Genomic DNA, 14,792 nt, shown 5'->3' with positions numbered 1-14,792 from the left:
TAATCATTGCAAAATCGTCCCGGGGACGAAGTGTCCATGGTCAGGCCGCCTGTTAGCTTTGATCTGAATTCGCTGTCGTCGCCGGCGCTTCGCTTGCGCCCGGACACCGGGATCTCCTTCGCCAACCGCCAATACTGTACGGCCTTTCGAGACGGCGAACCTGTTGATTTTGATCGAAATTTACTCGAATTCGTCCCATCGCCAAGTCACAACAGAATTCTCAATACCATCGCAGCAATGACACCGGAGGCACCCGCCGCCTCGATCGAATTTCCGATCACGACGGCGAGCGGACGGAACAGGTGGGCGCAATGGTCGCTGAAGGCGCGGTACGACGCGAACCGCGTGCTGCTCCATCTGACCGCGATCGCGCGAATCATTTCCGAGGAACTTCGCTACCGCAATGCGCTGGAAGACCTGATACGCATATCCAACAATTCGGGCAAAAGCTACGAGGAGCGCGCCCGGATGATCCTGTCTGTGGGCGTGAAATATTTCGATGCCGATCTGTCGGGCATCTCGCGTCTGGAGGGAGACCAGACCGTTCCGGTATTCCTCAACTACCGGCTGGATCATATCCAGGAAAACGTCCCCTTCCCCCGGGAATGCTCGTATATTGATCTGGTGCTGCGGAGCGGACCGGTCGTCGCCATCCATGACATGCGCAAGACCGAATTCACGGACACGCCCTTCTACAAGTATATGCCTCTTCAGAGCATCATGGCCTCGGAGATCTACCTTGGCAGCCGCTTCTACGGCATCATCAACTTCGCGACGCTGAGGCCGCGCAGCGAACCCTTCAGCGACAAGCAGATCCAGTTCTGCCGCCTCATCGCGCAGTGGCTCGGCTATACGCTGGAACAGAGCGATTTTTATATAGACCTGCAGAAAAGCGCCAACCGCTATCAGCGTCTCTACGAGCATGCGCCGATCATGATGGCGGTGGTCGATGTCGACGGCAAGCTGCTCGACGTCAACCGGACGTGGCTCGAAAAGCTCGGCTACGATGCCTGGGAGGTGATCGGTCATGATCTTGCGGACTTTCTCACCCCGCAATGCCGCAAGGCGGAAGGGGTCGAGAACGAGAACCGGTTGCCGCTGACGACCACCACCTGCAACCAGAACTTTCTTGCCAAGAGCGGCACTGTGCTGAGCACCCAGCTCTCCTCTCTCGCGGTCGCAGCGGAGGATCTGCCGCTCCTGTGCGTGTGGGTGGACATGAGCGAGCGGAACCGTTTGCGCGAGGAGATGAACGCCACCAACCGCGCGATCAGCCGCGCAAACGAGGATCTGAAGCGCTTCAACACCGTTGCCGCGCACGACCTTCAGGAACCGCTGCGCAAGATCCGGCTATACGGCGACCAACTCGGCAAGCATCTGGGCGAGAACGACACCGAGGAGACGCGTCATGCCTTGCAGGTGGTGACGCAGGCAGCCGAACGGCTGTCACGGCTTGTGCGTGACCTGCTCGCGTTCTCGCGCGAAAGCGAACGCGGCTACGCCCGCGACCCTGTCGACCTGGCTCCCCTGATCGCCGAAGTGATCGGAGATCTGGCGGTATTGATCGAGGAGACGGGCGCCACCGTGACCGTCGAAGATCTGCCACGGCTCCAGGGCGACGCGGTTCCCATTCAAAGGCTCTTTTACAACCTCGTCCTCAACGCGCTGAAGTACCACCGTCCCGAGGTCCCACCTGACATCGTGATCTTCGCGCGGCGAACCGACGATGGACCGACCGAGATCGTCGTGCGCGATAACGGGAGTGGGCTGCCCGCCGGAATGGAGGAAGAGATCTTCGAGCCCTTCGTGCGCCTGCACGCGATTCAGACATCGGGTTCGGGCATCGGTCTGGCGTTGGTCAGGTCGATCGCCGCGGGACACGGCTGGACGATCCGCGCGCAACGGCGTGATTCTGCCGGAACCGATTTCGTCATATGCACCGGCGACACCAGTTTCACACCGATCAACGGCAACGCACCCTAGACGACCTCGCGCCGGCCGTCGGAGACGAAAAGAAAAAGGCACTCCGGCACTCTCTTCGTCGGAAGCACCGTAGCTAGTGGATAGACCGAGGCGGAAGGCTCCCTTCCGCATCGATAATCCTATCCATGGATTCAATGCGTTAGTGGTACGATCCAGCCGGATGGTTCCCATCCGGCTGGATCGTACCACTAGAGGAAAGCAGGGCGGCCCTGCACATTGAAAACGAGGACCTTGTGGTGGATCACGACAGGAACGGTCCATTCCCGCACGACGATGCGTCACACCTGGATTCGCTTGAGGACCTGCCCCTTCCGGCTGCGCTGATGGCGGCGGACGGCCTTCTGCTGGATGTGAACATCCCCTATTGCGAGGCATTCGGACTCAACCGCGCCCAGGTCATGGGCACGTCCGTCTACGATCGCGTCGACAAGGAACTGGGGAAGGACATCCGCCGTGGTTTCGCAGCGTTGAAACCCTCCTGCGCGCACTGGACCTCCCCCGCCCTGCTTCAGACCCTGCATGGACGGGAGCGGCGGCGCATCTGGCAGAGCACGGGACATTTCAACGCCGATGGCGAACTCGAGACCGTTCTGCTGGTGTTCTGGGATGTGACCGAAGAATACCGCTACAACGAGACGCTTGAGGAATTGATCCGCGTCACCAACGACCGTTCGCTCGACACGGACGAGATCATCGAGAACATCCTGCGGATCGGCTACGCCTATTTTTCCATGTCGACCGGCACCATCAGCCGCTACGCGGAAGAAGGCGTCTACCCCGAGATCCGGGTTCACAACGATTTTTCCGAAAAAGGCAGCCTGATTCCCCACAAGCTTGCCTACACCTCGATAACCCACTCCAGAGGCAACATCGTCGCCATCGAGGACCTCGACAAGACCCCGCACGCGGATGCGCCGTTTCGAAAGCGCATCCCCGTAAGGAGCTTTCTGAGCGCCGAGATCTATGTGGACGGATCGCTGTACGGTGCGCTGAGCTTCGCCTCGCCGGAGGCACGCGAGGACCGGTTCACCAACGAAGACATCCAGCTCATCCGCATTCTGGCACAATGGCTGTCTTACACGCTGCTGCGCCGGCGCAAGATCGAAGAACTGAAGGCGAGCGAAGAGAAGTACCGCTTCATCTACCAGAACTCACCGATCATGATGCATACGATCGATTCCGACCTGAAGATCACCGATGTCAACCGGATGTGGTTGAAGACGCTTGGCTATACGCGCGAAGAGGCGATCGGCCAGCAGCTCTTCACCTTCTTCACCGAAGCCGATCGCGAGAAGATGCGCGGTATCGTCGAGGGGCGTACATCGCTGCCGCTGGTCAATGCGCCGCGCACAATGGTCCGCGCCGACGGAACTTTGGTGGAGGTCGAAGCCTCCACTCTTTCCGAGCCGGAGGCCGGACCGTTCGCCGGGCTTACCGTCCTCAACAACGTGACGGACCGCAATCGTGCGCAGCGTTCGCTCGCTCGCCTCAACGAAGGCCTGAGGCGTACCAACGAGGGGCTGAAGCGCTTCAACGCCATCGCTGCCCACGATCTGCAGGAACCGCTGCGCAAGATCCGCCTCTTCAGCGACGTGCTCGAGGAATCCCTGGGCGACAACGACGATCCGCTTGTGCAGGAACCGCTGGCTGTCATCCGCCGGTCCTCCAGCCGGCTCTCCAAGCTCGTCAGCGACCTGCAAACCTACACGCGCGAGACCCAGCGCAGTTTCCTGCGGCTGCCGATCGACCTGAACCAGCTGCTTCACGAGGTTCTTCAAACGCTCGCCCCGTCGGAAGGGGCGCAGGTTTCGATCGATCCGCTGCCGCAGGTCACAGGCGATCCGAATGCGCTGAACAAGCTCTTCATCAATCTGCTGACGCAGACGTTGCCCGAACACAGCGCGGCCCATCCCGCCACCGTCCGCATCCTGGCGGAGGCGAAAGCCGATGGCGGCGCCCGCCTGACGATCCCTGCCAACGGTATCGTCCTGCCGCCAGGCAAGGAGGAAAGGATCTTCGAGGCCTTCGCGGCACCCCAGCGCCACGCAGGGCCGGACACGAGCCTGAATCTGGCCATCGCCAAATCGATCGTCGAGGGACACGGATGGGAGATCCGGGCCGAACCGGCGTCACAGGGCACGGGCACGGATTTCATCATCGACATTCCGGCCCATCAGATCATCCGCCGGCACCTGCCCGATCAGGCGTAGTCGCGCGCATCCTCGATCACCTTGCCGTCGTTGGGCAGGCTGCCGGGGGCGACAGGCTCGACCCGCCCGCCGAGCTTAGTCACCTCGCGCAAGCTGCCGGCGACGGCATCCGCGAGACCGGCCGGCGCGCCACCTCCTTGATCCACTTCAATTTTCAGGCTCAGCACATCCTGCTCACCGGCGCGCGCGACGATCAGACGGGCCCGGCCGATCTCGCTATGCCTGCGCACGATGGCGGCCACCTGCTCGGGATCGACGAACATGCCCTTGACCTTGGTCCGCTGGTCCGCGCGGCCCATCCAACCGGCGATGAGCGTATTGGTACGCCCACATGGAGAGCGCTCGTCGAGCACCTTGGAAAGGTCTCCCGTGCCAAAGCGCACCAGCGGATAGGAGGCGTTGAAGCTGGTGACCACGATCTCGCCGACCTCGCCTGGCGCCACCGGATCGCCGGTTCCCGGACGGACGATTTCCAGAATGAAATCTTCATTGAGAACAACGCCCTTGCCGGCTTCCGTCTCGTAGGCGACGACACCGAGATCAGCGGTCGCGTAGCATTGTGTGACGGCGATGCCGCGGGCCGTGTATTCGTCGCGCAACGAGGGAAACAGCGCGCCGCCGGAAACCTGCGCCACTTTCACCGACGAACAGTCGAGCCCGAGCTCGACCGCCTTGTCGAGGATCACCTTGAGAAAGTCCGGCGTGCCGCACCAGCCACGCGGACGCAAGACGGCCATTGCCTCCGCCTGGGTCTCGCTGTTGCCGGTGCCGGCGGGAAAAATCGTGCAGCCCAGCGCCCGGGCGCCCAGATCCAGAATGAAGCCGCCGGGCGTCATGTGATAGGCGAAGGAATTGTGGACCACGTCGCCCGGCCGGAAACCGGCGGCAAACAGCGCGCGGGCGGCGCCCCAGGGATCGGCGCCGGCGCTTTGCGGCTCGAAGACCGGACCCGGTGACAGGAAGACGCGTTCCGGCGCCCGGCCCATCGCGACGAAGCCGCCGAAGGGCGGATTGGCCTTCTGCGCCGCCATCAGTTGCGACTTCCTCAGAACGGGAAGTCTCGCCAGTCCCGCGCGCGAGGTGACCGTGGCCGGATCCACGCCATCGAGATGGGACGCAAGACCCGGCGCGGCGGAGATCGCCTTCGCCAGATGGCCCGGAAGACGGCGGAAAAGCTCGGCTTCGCGTTCGTCTGGATCGCGCGTCTCGCGCGTGTCGAACATGTCGGTCATGACGTTGTATCGGTCCTCCGGCACCATTTTGAATGCTTTAACATTTTTATCGAATTTCCCTCGAATCCGCTTCGCATTTCCCGAAAATGCAAATCCGGTTCAAAAGTCTCCGGCCTCCCCGCCACTCTTCTTCCGGTTCGACCGGGAAGCAGGTTATCCCCACGCCACTGCGGGACCTGTCCCCATCCCCGGGGACCGCTCCCCGTCAAAAGCCGGCAGGGTCGACCAGCCCGCCATCGCAGTCGCTTGCCGAGGCCGGGAGCGGATGCGCGGCGTGGATAAGATCGGCAAGCGCCTCTTTCGTGGCATCGCCGCGAAGCGCGATCCGCAATTCGCCGAGGAGCGCGCCGGAGCAATGGAGGGCGACCCGCGTGCCGGCCCCTTCGCCGAAGGCATCGTCGAAGGCGTTGCGGATCGCAGAAGCCGAAACCCGCTTGCCGATATTGGCGGCCAGCAGGTCGCGCACCGACGAGGCGTTCAGCGCCTCCACCAGGACGAGCGAAATCCGGAAATAGCTGTCCTGATCCGAATTGGCGAAGCAGCTTCCGTGCTTGGTCCATTCGTGGCGCTGCAACAGGGACTGCATGCCGGGCATGGCACGCGCCAGCGCCGCGCGGGTTGCGGCGGAGAGATCGAGCGCGGTCAGCTCCTTGTACCGCTTGGCTTCGTCGAGCGCCTTCTGGTCGGCCGGAACGCCGCAATAGAAGTTGCCGATGGGCTGCGGCCACAGGCCGTGCAGCGACAGGTGGGTGGCATCGAAGCGATCCGCCGTCTGGCTTTCGCATTCGGGCTTGCTCTGATGCGTCTGGCAGAAGGCAGGTTCCCAGCTCACCGCCAGCAGGCTCTCGAGCTGATCCTGAGGCGGAGGCGCGACATTGCCGGTATCGGCCTGTGTCCCGGCACTATCGGTGCCGGCAGCGCTGTCGGTGCCGGCGGCGCTGTCGGGCGGCATCACATGATCGCCGCACGCGACCGCAACCCACCGCCGGACCGGCTCCGGCCCCTTGGTGACGATCCAGAAATGCGTCGCCTTCTCCCGGTTCTTGGCAAGGATCGGATAGGCCCGGTCGACCTCGGTCATCACCTTGCCGGGATTGTCGCCGGCCTTGATGTTCTGCGTCGCCGGGCAGACCTGACGGGCAATGAAGCTGCCCTCAAGCGGGATCTCGGCGCGGGCGGAAAACGGCAAGGCCAGCAGCGCGGCCGCAAGGATTGCGAAAATGCGGATCGTCATGAAACCTCCCTCGGCCACCCCCGGAACGGTAAAAGCATACTACGGGACGCCGCATTGCAGGAGCATGTCGGGAAGAAAGAGGAATGGAGCGGCTTTGCCGCGCTCGCTCGCGCTGGATTCCGGGTCTGGCCATGCAGCTTCGCTGCAGACCGCCCGGAATGAGGAGCGAGGGGCTGAGTTGAAGCCGGTACCACATACTCCCTCATTCCGGACAAGGGAGGCGAAGCCGACCGCTGATCCGGGATCCAGCGCAGGCAAGCGCGGCAAAGCCGCTCCGTTTCTCTTTCTTCCGGCCCCTCACGCAAGCCAGCGCTTGCGCCGCTTGTAGTGCTTGACCGATTTGAACGACCGCCGCCCCTCGCCCGCGACGCCGAGGTAGAATTCCTTCACGTCCTCGTTCTCGCGCAGCGCCGAGGCCGCGCCGTCCAGCACGATGCGGCCGGCCTCCAGAATGTAGCCGTAGGTGGCGTATTTCAGTGCCACGTTGGTGTTCTGTTCGGCCAGCAGGAACGACACGCCCTGCTGCGAATTCAGTTCCTTGACGATCTCGAAGATCTCTTCCACGAGCTGCGGCGCCAACCCCATGGACGGCTCGTCCAGCAGGATCATGTCGGGCTTAGACATCAGCGCCCGGCCGATGGCGCACATCTGCTGTTCGCCGCCCGACGTGTAGCCCGCCTGGCTGGAGCGTCGTTCACGCAATCTCGGAAAATAGGAATAGACCATCTCGAGATTGGTGCGGATGGCACCCGCCCCGTCCTTGCGCGTATAGGCGCCGGTGAGGAGGTTCTCTTCAATTGTCAGATGGCCAAAGCAGTGCCGCCCCTCCATCACCTGGATGCAGCCGCGCCGGACCAGTTCGTTGGGCGAAAGCGCCTGCACCTCCTTGCCGTGGAAGCGGATATTGCCCTTGGTGACGTCGCCGCGCTCGGCGCGCAGAAGATTGGAGATGGCTTTCAGCGTCGTCGTCTTGCCGGCACCATTGGCGCCAAGCAGCGCCACGATACCGCCCTTCGGCACGGTGAGCGACACGCCCTTCAGCACCAGGATCACCCGGTCGTAGATCACCTCGATATTGTTGAGCGCGAGGATGGTCTCGGCCGGGGCTTCAGCGTGGGCTTCGCGGTGCGCCTGTATCGTCTGGCTGGTCATCTGTGCCGATCCTGTCGTGGCCTTCAGGCCTTTCCCATTCGTGTCGCGGGTGAGCCGCCGGCGCGGTGCGTGTCACCGCCCCTAGCCCCTCCCCTCAAGGGGGAGGGGGACGCATCGTGTTTGCCGCCAGGTCTGCGGCCACCACGCCTTTACTTGGCGCAGGGAACGTCGCGCTCCGGCCAGGGGGCATTGGACTTGACGTACTCGTCGGCCGCAGCCTCAAGCAACGGCTGGACGACGTCCGTCATCGGCTCGAACCATTCGCCCGACTTCTGCCAGTCCTTGCCGTCCCACTCCACGATGTAGAGCGGGCCGTGGCCGTTGTGGTCCTCACAGCTCATCTTCAGCGGGGCCATGAAATCCTTCATGCCCATGTCCGCGATGCGCTTCTCGTCCAGGTTCATGACCTCGAGCCCGTTGCGCACGTCCTCGGCCGTGACGACCTTCTTGCCGGAATGCTCTTGCGCGGAGCGGATGCCCTCGGCGATCAGCATCGCGTTGTAGACGCCGCGGTTGTAGAGATTGTCGGCGAATTTCGCCGGCTCCACCTGGCTCTTGCCAGCATCGACGACATATTTCTTGATGTCCTGGATGACCGGATAGTCCTTGCCCACGCCGTTGAAGTTGAGGGTGCGGAAGCCCTTGGCGGCCATGCCGCCGGCGGCCGCATCGTCGTTGCCGCCCGACCACCACACGCCATAGAACTTGTCCATGGAATAGCGGATCTTGGTCGCTTCCTTCACCGCCGTCGGGTTCATCGCGCCCCAGCCCCACATGATCATGTAGTCCGGCCGGTCCCGGCGCACGTTCAGCCATTGCGAGGACTGGTTCTGCATCTCCTTGCCGGCGACGGGATATTGCGTCATCTCGAAGCCGTATTTCTTGGCGAGATCCTCCAGCAGCGGGATCGGTTCGCGGCCGTAGCCGGCATCGAGGAAGATGTAGCCGATCTTCTTGCCCTTCAGCCCGTCCAGGCCACCCTCGCGCCGGGCGATGTCCTTGATGATCGCCGAGGCGCCGTCCCAGTAGGTGTCGGGCGCATTGAAGATCCACGGGAAGGTCTTGCCGATGGCGGCGGCCGAAAGGCCGTAGGCCATGGAAAGCACCGGAATGCGGTCGACCGAGGCCTTCGGGATCACCTGCAGCGTGATGCCGGTGGAATACGGCGTGATGACCACGGGGTTCTTGGCTTTCACGCTTTCGTAGCACTCGACGCCCTTCTGCGTGTTGTAGCCCGTCTCGCACTCGTCGTAGTCGATCTTCACGCCGCCGATGCCGCCGTCGCGCTCGTTCAGCATGGCGAAATAGTCTTCCATGCCGTTGGCGATCGGAATGCCGGAGCCGGCATAGGGGCCGGTTCGGTAGGTGAAGAGCGGCACGTAGATGCTGTCTTCGGCTTGCGCCGGGGCGACGGCGAAGCTGCCGGCGATGACCGCCGTGGCCAGACCTGTGGCCAATAGTGTGGTTTTCATTGTTTCCTCCCTGTACTCCGGAACGGTCCGGAAATGGAACCTGTCAGCGTTGCCATCTGGCTTGATCACCGGGCCGGTTCCCCGCCCGGGCTGCATGTTCGAAATTCAGGCCTTGCGGCCGCTCCTCTCAGCCATAGGGGCCATCCCTCAGCCATAGGGGAACGGCCAGACCTTCAGCTTTTCCTTGGTGAGCTGCCACAGCCGGGCAAGGCCGTGCGGCTCGGTGATGAGAAAGAAGATGATCAGCGCGCCGACGATCATGGAGGTCAGGTGCTGGACCGTCTCCGCCGCCACGTCGAAGCCGAGCGACGGCAGCACGACGCGAAGCGCCACCGGCAGGATCCAGATGAAGGCCGCCCCCATGTAGGAGCCGATCAGGCTGCCCAGCCCCCCCAGGATCGTCATGAACAGCACCTGGAACGACAGCGAGATGGCGAAGGCCGAGGGCTCGGCCGCGCCCAGCCAGAAGAACACCATCATCGCGCCTGCCACGCCGCACAGATAGGACGAGACGGCGAAGGCCGAGAGCTTGGCGGTGAGCGGACGCACGCCGATCAGCTCGGCGGCGATGTCCATGTCGCGGATCATCATCCACTGCCGGCCGATGCGCCCGCGGATGAGGTTGGAGACGAACCAGGTGAGCCCGACGGTGACGCAGAGCACGATGAAATATTGCGTCAGCGGCGCAGCCGCCGGCCCGGTGACGACGATGCCGGCCATTTCGCGCTGCGAGATCTCGATCGCGCCCGAGGCGTTGTAGTTGTAGAGCCACGGAATGCGGATGAAACACCATTCCAGAAAGAACTGCGCGGCCAAGGTGGTCACCGCCAGATAGAGCCCCTTGATACGCAGGGACGGCAGCCCGAAGGCGACGCCTATCGCGGCGGAAAAGAACCCGGAAGCCAGCAGCACCACGATGATGTTGGCATCGGGGAAGATCGAGGTGAGCTTGTAGGCGGAATAGGCACCCACCCCCATGAAGGCGCCGGTGCCGAGCGACAATTGCCCGGCATAGCCCGTCAGCACGTTGAGCCCGATGGCGGCCAGCGCGAAGATCAGGAACGGCGTCATGATCGAGGTGAGGAAGAAGTCGGTCGCCGTGAGCGGCACGACGACAAAGGCCAGCGCAGCGATGACGGCGATGCCGATGCGGTCTTGCCTGAGCGGGAAGATCGCCTGATCGGCCTCGTAGGTCGTCTTGAACTGGCCGGCTTCGCGGTAAAGCATGGACTACACCCTCTCGATGATGCGTTCGCCGAACATGCCTTGCGGGCGGAACAGCAGGAAGATGAGCGCGATGATGTAGGCGAGCCAGCTCTCGATGCCGCCGCCCACCAGCGGGCCCCAGTAGATTTCGCCGATCTTCTCGCCGAACCCGATGACGAGCCCGCCGACGATGGCGCCGGGGATGGAGGTGAAGCCGCCGAGGATGAGAACGGGGAGCGCCTTGAAGGCGATGATCTCCAGCGCGAAGGACACGTCCGAGCGCGCGCCCCACATGATGCCGGTTGCCAGCGCCACGATGCCGGCGGCGAACCACACGATCGCCCAGATCTGGTTGAGCGAGATGCCGACCGACAGCGCCGCCTGGTGATCGTCGGCGACCGCCCGGAGCGCCCGCCCGATACGGGTCTTGTTGAAGAAGATGCCAAGCCCCGCCACCATGATGATCGCGATCACCGCCGCCGCGATGTCGATGTGCTGCAGGATCAACAGGCCACGCTCGCCGATCTGGAAGGCGGTGGAGCCGGTCGGCAGTCCCAGCTCCTCGGTGATCATCGATTTCGGTTCTCCACCGAAGACGAATTCGCCGAAACCAACGAGGAAATAGGTCATGCCGATGGTCGCCATCAGGAGGATGATCTCCGGCTGATTGACCAGAGGTCGCATGACGACGCGCTCCACCGTATAGGCGAGAAGCCCCATGACGGCGATGGCGAGGATCAGCGCCAGATAGGCGGGGACGCCGTGTTCGTGCAGGCCGACCAGCGTCAGCGCCGCGAACACCACCATGATGCCTTGCGCGAAGTTGAAGACGCCCGACGCCTTGAAGATGAGCACGAAGCCGAGCGCGATAAGCGCATAGAGGATACCGGCGACAAAGCCTTCCCACAGCACCTGCAGCAGAAAATCAGGCTGCGCGGCCATCTGCACGAAGGGATCGACGAAGATGTCATAGAGCATGGGGTGCGTTCTCTTTGGCGCGGGCGGATGTATTGGCGCGGACGGTGGGATGGATCTGGGCCGGCCGGCGAGTGCGCGAGCGCCTGCCACGGGCGCCCGTCTCCCCCCTGGCGGGGGAGATGTCGCGCTCCGCGCGACAGAGGGGGGCGGGCGGCAAATGCCGAGCCTGCCGCTCACCCCCCTCTGCCCCTGCGGGGCATCTCCCCCACAAGGGGGGAGAGAGGAGCAAGTCGCCCGCACCTTGAGCAATCGGCAGAACGATGTCGTACATCTCCCCGCCCCTCAATGCGCCACACCCAGATAGGCGTCGATAACGTCCTGATTGGACTTCACCTCGTCCGGCGCGCCGTCGGCGATCTTCTTGCCGTAATCGAGCACCACGACGCGGTCGGAGAGATCCATCACCACGCCCATATCGTGCTCGATCAGCGCGATCGTCGTGCCGAACTGCTCGTTCACGTCGACGATGAAACGGCTCATGTCCTCTTTTTCTTCCAGGTTCATGCCGGCCATCGGTTCGTCGAGCAGCAGTAGCTCCGGCTCCATGGCAAGCGCCCGGCCAAGCTCCACCCGCTTCTGCAGGCCGTAGGGCAGCCGGCCGACGGGCGTCTTGCGGATATGCTCTATCTCCAGAAAGTCGATGATCTCCTCCACCCGGCGGCGATGAGCGATCTCTTCCTCCAGCGCCGGGCCGAAGCGAATGAGCTGCCAGAGGAAATTCCTGCGCATGGCCAGCGTGCGGCCCGACATGATGTTGTCAAGCGTCGTCATGCCCTTGAACAGCGCCACGTTCTGGAAAGTGCGGGCGATGCCCTGGCTTGCCGCCTCGAACGGCTTCATCTTGCGCCGCACCTCGCCGCGCCAGGTGATGGTGCCGACCTGCGGATGGTAGAAACCGTTGATGACGTTGAGCATCGACGTCTTGCCCGCGCCGTTCGGCCCGATGATGGCGCGGATCTCGCCCTTCATGATGTCAAACGAGATATTGGTGATCGCCTTCACGCCGCCGAAATAGAGCGAGACGTTGTCGATCTTCAAAAGCACCTCACCCTTGGAGCGGGTCGGTGCGGGGGCGGCCGTATCCACATGAACGTTCATTCCGCCGCCTCCCTGATGCCTTCGCCGCGGGCGGGGTAGATCGTCATGTCGCGGATCTCGACATCCGCCTCGATCGCTCCCTTGCGGCCGTCCTCGAAGGTGACCTCGGTCACCACATGCTTGCGGGTCGAGCCGTCATACAGCGCCTCGATCAGCGGTCCGTAGCGCTCCGAGATGAACGAACGGCGGACCTTCTGCGTACGCGTCAGCTCGCCGTCGTCGGCATCGAGTTCCTTGTGCAGGATGAGGAAACGGTGGATCTGGGCGCCCGCCATCAGCGGCTCGCCGGCGAGATCGCGGTTCACCTGGTCCACATGCGACTCGATCATCTCGTAGACCTGCGGATGAGCGGCCAGTTCCTGATAGCTCGCATAGTTGACGTTATTGCGCTCCGCCCAGCTGCCCACCGACGTCAGATCGATGTTGATGAACACGCAGGCCATGTCGCGGCCATCGCCAAACGCCACGGCTTCCTTGATGTTGGGGAAGAACTTGAGCTTGTTTTCCAGATATTTGGGCGCAAACAGCGCACCGTCGGAGAGCCGGCCCACGTCCTTGGCACGGTCGATGATCTTGATGTGACCGTCCTCAGTGAAGAAACCGGCATCGCCCGCATGAACCCAGCCGTCCTCCGTCTTGGTGCCCGCCGTGGCCGCCTCGTCCTTGTAGTAGCCGAGGAAGGTGCCGGGGCCGCGATAGAGGATCTCACCGCTGTCGGCGATCTTGATCTCGACCTGCGGCGCGGGCTTGCCGACGGTGTCGCCGTAGATCTCGCCGTCGGGCTGCATGGCGATATAGACGCTCGCCTCCGTCTGCCCGTAGAGCTGCTTCAGGTTGACCCCGAGCGCACGGTAGAAGCGGAAGATCTCCGGTCCGATCGCCTCGCCGGCGGTGTAGCCGACCTTGAGACGGGAAAAGCCCATGCGGTTCTTCATCGGCCCGTAGATCAGGAATTCGCCGAGCCGGTAGAGCAGCCGATCCTTGAAGGAGGCCGGTTCGCCGTTGAGGATCGCCTCGCCGGAGCGCCGCGCCACCTCCATGAAGAAGTCGAACATCTTCTTCTTGGTCCGCCCGGCATCCTCCATGCGCACCATGATGAGGGTCAGAAGACCTTCAAAGACGCGCGGAGGGGCGAAGAAATAGGTCGGCCCGATCTCGCGCCGGTCATCGAGCACCGTCTCCGTGCTTTCGGGACAGTTGACGCAATAGCCCGCCGTATAGGACTGCGCGATGGAGAAGACATAGTCGCCGATCCATGCCAGCGGCAGGTAGGCGAGCGTCTCTTCCGTCTCGTCCAGATGGTCGAAGGCATTGGCGTTTTCGGACGAGATGATCAGGTTGTCGTAGGAGAGCATCACCCCCTTCGGCCGGCCGGTCGTGCCGGAGGTGTAGAGGATGACGGCAAGATCGCAGCCCTGGCCCTTGCCGAGCCGCGCCATCCAGTCAGCTTCCGCATTCGCGTTGGCGAAGCGGTGATCGCGGCCGGCGGCCGACACCGTCTCGAAGGCATGCAGACGGGAATGGTCGTAGTCGCGCAAGCCCCGCGCCTCGTCGTAGACGATCTCTTCAAGCAGGGGAACCTGATCCGCTATGGACAGCAGCTTGTCGACCTGCTCCTGGTCCTCCACCATCGCGAAACGGACTTCGGCGTGCTCGAGAACGAAGGCCATTTCCTCCGCCACCGAGTCCGCATAGACCGGCACCGGAACCCCGCCCAGCGACTGGGCGGCGACCATGGCCCAGTAGAGCCGCGGCCGGTTGGCGCCGACGATGGCGAGCTTGTCTCCGGGCGCAAAGCCCAGTTCCATCAACCCGAGTGAAAAGTCGCGAATTTCGTCGCGCACGTCCTCCCAGGTCCAGGTCTGCCAGATGCCGAGATCTTTCTTGCGTACGGCAGGACGCAGCCCGCGAAGGCGTGCATTGCGCAGCAGCAGCTTCGGGAATGTGTCGTCTCCCGAAACGCTGGAGCCGGGCACGTGCCGTTCCGAACCCCCGTCTTTCGGAACGCCAGTCCTCCCGGCCGCGGCCGTGACCGCTTCCGTCATGCGTTTCCTCACATTGTTTCCCGCGGAAGGTGATTTTCAAGTGCGGGTTATTTGTCTTGTTTGTGAGGGAATAAAATCGGAGACGATGCGGAATATCAAGCCCTTTTACCTAGATAGATGTTAATTAATACAGATGCATAACGTTTGGGCATGATCGATTGTCTTGTTGCAGTGCAATAAAT

Annotated in this window: 10 protein-coding genes; 2 read left to right on the top strand and 8 right to left on the bottom strand. The window is 63.0% G+C overall.

What is annotated here, in order from left to right:
* The first annotated feature begins 237 nt into the window (after positions 1–237).
* Together C8N35_RS17395 and C8N35_RS17390 are read left to right on the top strand one after the other, a co-directional pair.
* Positions 238–1,983 (top strand): GAF domain-containing sensor histidine kinase, encoded by a 1,746-nt coding sequence (locus C8N35_RS17395; RefSeq protein ID WP_170122145.1) that lies wholly within the window; start codon positions 238–240, stop codon positions 1,981–1,983.
* A gap of 236 nt (positions 1,984–2,219) precedes the next feature.
* Positions 2,220–4,193: a PAS domain-containing sensor histidine kinase gene (locus C8N35_RS17390; RefSeq protein ID WP_146177426.1), complete on the top strand. Its 1,974-nt coding sequence runs from the start codon at positions 2,220–2,222 to the stop codon at positions 4,191–4,193.
* On the opposite strand, the gene C8N35_RS17385 is transcribed toward C8N35_RS17390, so the two are convergent.
* The 8 genes from C8N35_RS17385 to C8N35_RS17350 all read right to left on the bottom strand — a co-directional run bounded on the left by C8N35_RS17385 (position 4,184) and on the right by C8N35_RS17350 (position 14,541).
* Positions 4,184–5,425: a phenylacetate--CoA ligase family protein gene (locus tag C8N35_RS17385; RefSeq protein ID WP_107991035.1), complete on the bottom strand. Its 1,242-nt coding sequence runs from the start codon at positions 5,423–5,425 to the stop codon at positions 4,184–4,186. The genes C8N35_RS17390 and C8N35_RS17385 overlap by 10 nt on opposite strands.
* A gap of 205 nt (positions 5,426–5,630) precedes the next feature.
* Complete coding sequence (locus C8N35_RS17380; protein ID WP_107990973.1) at positions 5,631–6,659, bottom strand: ribonuclease T2 family protein; 1,029 nt, start codon at positions 6,657–6,659, stop codon at positions 5,631–5,633.
* 297 nt (positions 6,660–6,956) lie between these two features.
* On the bottom strand, positions 6,957–7,811 hold the full coding sequence (locus tag C8N35_RS17375) for an ABC transporter ATP-binding protein (protein WP_107990972.1): 855 nt from the start codon (positions 7,809–7,811) through the stop codon (positions 6,957–6,959).
* A gap of 149 nt (positions 7,812–7,960) precedes the next feature.
* The gene (locus tag C8N35_RS17370) at positions 7,961–9,283 is read right to left on the bottom strand and encodes an ABC transporter substrate-binding protein (RefSeq protein ID WP_107990971.1); all 1,323 of its coding nucleotides are present in this window, start codon (positions 9,281–9,283) and stop codon (positions 7,961–7,963) included.
* Positions 9,284–9,430: 147 nt separating this feature from the next.
* The gene (locus C8N35_RS17365) at positions 9,431–10,510 is read right to left on the bottom strand and encodes a branched-chain amino acid ABC transporter permease (RefSeq protein WP_107990970.1); all 1,080 of its coding nucleotides are present in this window, start codon (positions 10,508–10,510) and stop codon (positions 9,431–9,433) included.
* A gap of 3 nt (positions 10,511–10,513) precedes the next feature.
* A complete protein-coding gene (locus C8N35_RS17360; protein WP_107990969.1) occupies positions 10,514–11,467 on the bottom strand; it encodes a branched-chain amino acid ABC transporter permease in 954 nt (317 codons plus the stop codon).
* Positions 11,468–11,749: 282 nt separating this feature from the next.
* Positions 11,750–12,565, bottom strand: a complete 816-nt coding sequence (locus C8N35_RS17355; protein WP_107990968.1) for an ABC transporter ATP-binding protein — start codon at positions 12,563–12,565, stop codon at positions 11,750–11,752.
* On the bottom strand, positions 12,562–14,541 hold the full coding sequence (locus tag C8N35_RS17350; protein ID WP_245926835.1) for an AMP-dependent synthetase/ligase: 1,980 nt from the start codon (positions 14,539–14,541) through the stop codon (positions 12,562–12,564). The genes C8N35_RS17355 and C8N35_RS17350 overlap by 4 nt, the downstream gene beginning before the upstream one ends.
* Positions 14,542–14,792 lie beyond the last annotated feature (251 nt).

Source organism: Breoghania corrubedonensis, assembly GCF_003053845.1.
In the GTDB taxonomy this organism is placed as follows: domain Bacteria; phylum Pseudomonadota; class Alphaproteobacteria; order Rhizobiales; family Stappiaceae; genus Breoghania; species Breoghania corrubedonensis.
Note: the sequence above shows the minus strand (reverse complement) of the source record. Positions and strands in the feature narration are given on the sequence as shown.

What these genes read in the sequence shown, in the direction of transcription:
- C8N35_RS17395 (WP_170122145.1), top strand. Translation starts at nt 238, where the DNA reads ATGACACCGGAGGCACCCGCCGCCTCGATCGAATTTCCGATCACGACG.
- C8N35_RS17385 (WP_107991035.1), bottom strand. Translation starts at nt 5,425, where the DNA reads ATGACCGACATGTTCGACACGCGCGAGACGCGCGATCCAGACGAACGC.
- C8N35_RS17380 (WP_107990973.1), bottom strand. Translation starts at nt 6,659, where the DNA reads ATGACGATCCGCATTTTCGCAATCCTTGCGGCCGCGCTGCTGGCCTTG.
- C8N35_RS17375 (WP_107990972.1), bottom strand. Translation starts at nt 7,811, where the DNA reads ATGACCAGCCAGACGATACAGGCGCACCGCGAAGCCCACGCTGAAGCC.
- C8N35_RS17370 (WP_107990971.1), bottom strand. Translation starts at nt 9,283, where the DNA reads ATGAAAACCACACTATTGGCCACAGGTCTGGCCACGGCGGTCATCGCC.
- C8N35_RS17365 (WP_107990970.1), bottom strand. Translation starts at nt 10,510, where the DNA reads ATGCTTTACCGCGAAGCCGGCCAGTTCAAGACGACCTACGAGGCCGAT.
- C8N35_RS17360 (WP_107990969.1), bottom strand. Translation starts at nt 11,467, where the DNA reads ATGCTCTATGACATCTTCGTCGATCCCTTCGTGCAGATGGCCGCGCAG.
- C8N35_RS17355 (WP_107990968.1), bottom strand. Translation starts at nt 12,565, where the DNA reads ATGAACGTTCATGTGGATACGGCCGCCCCCGCACCGACCCGCTCCAAG.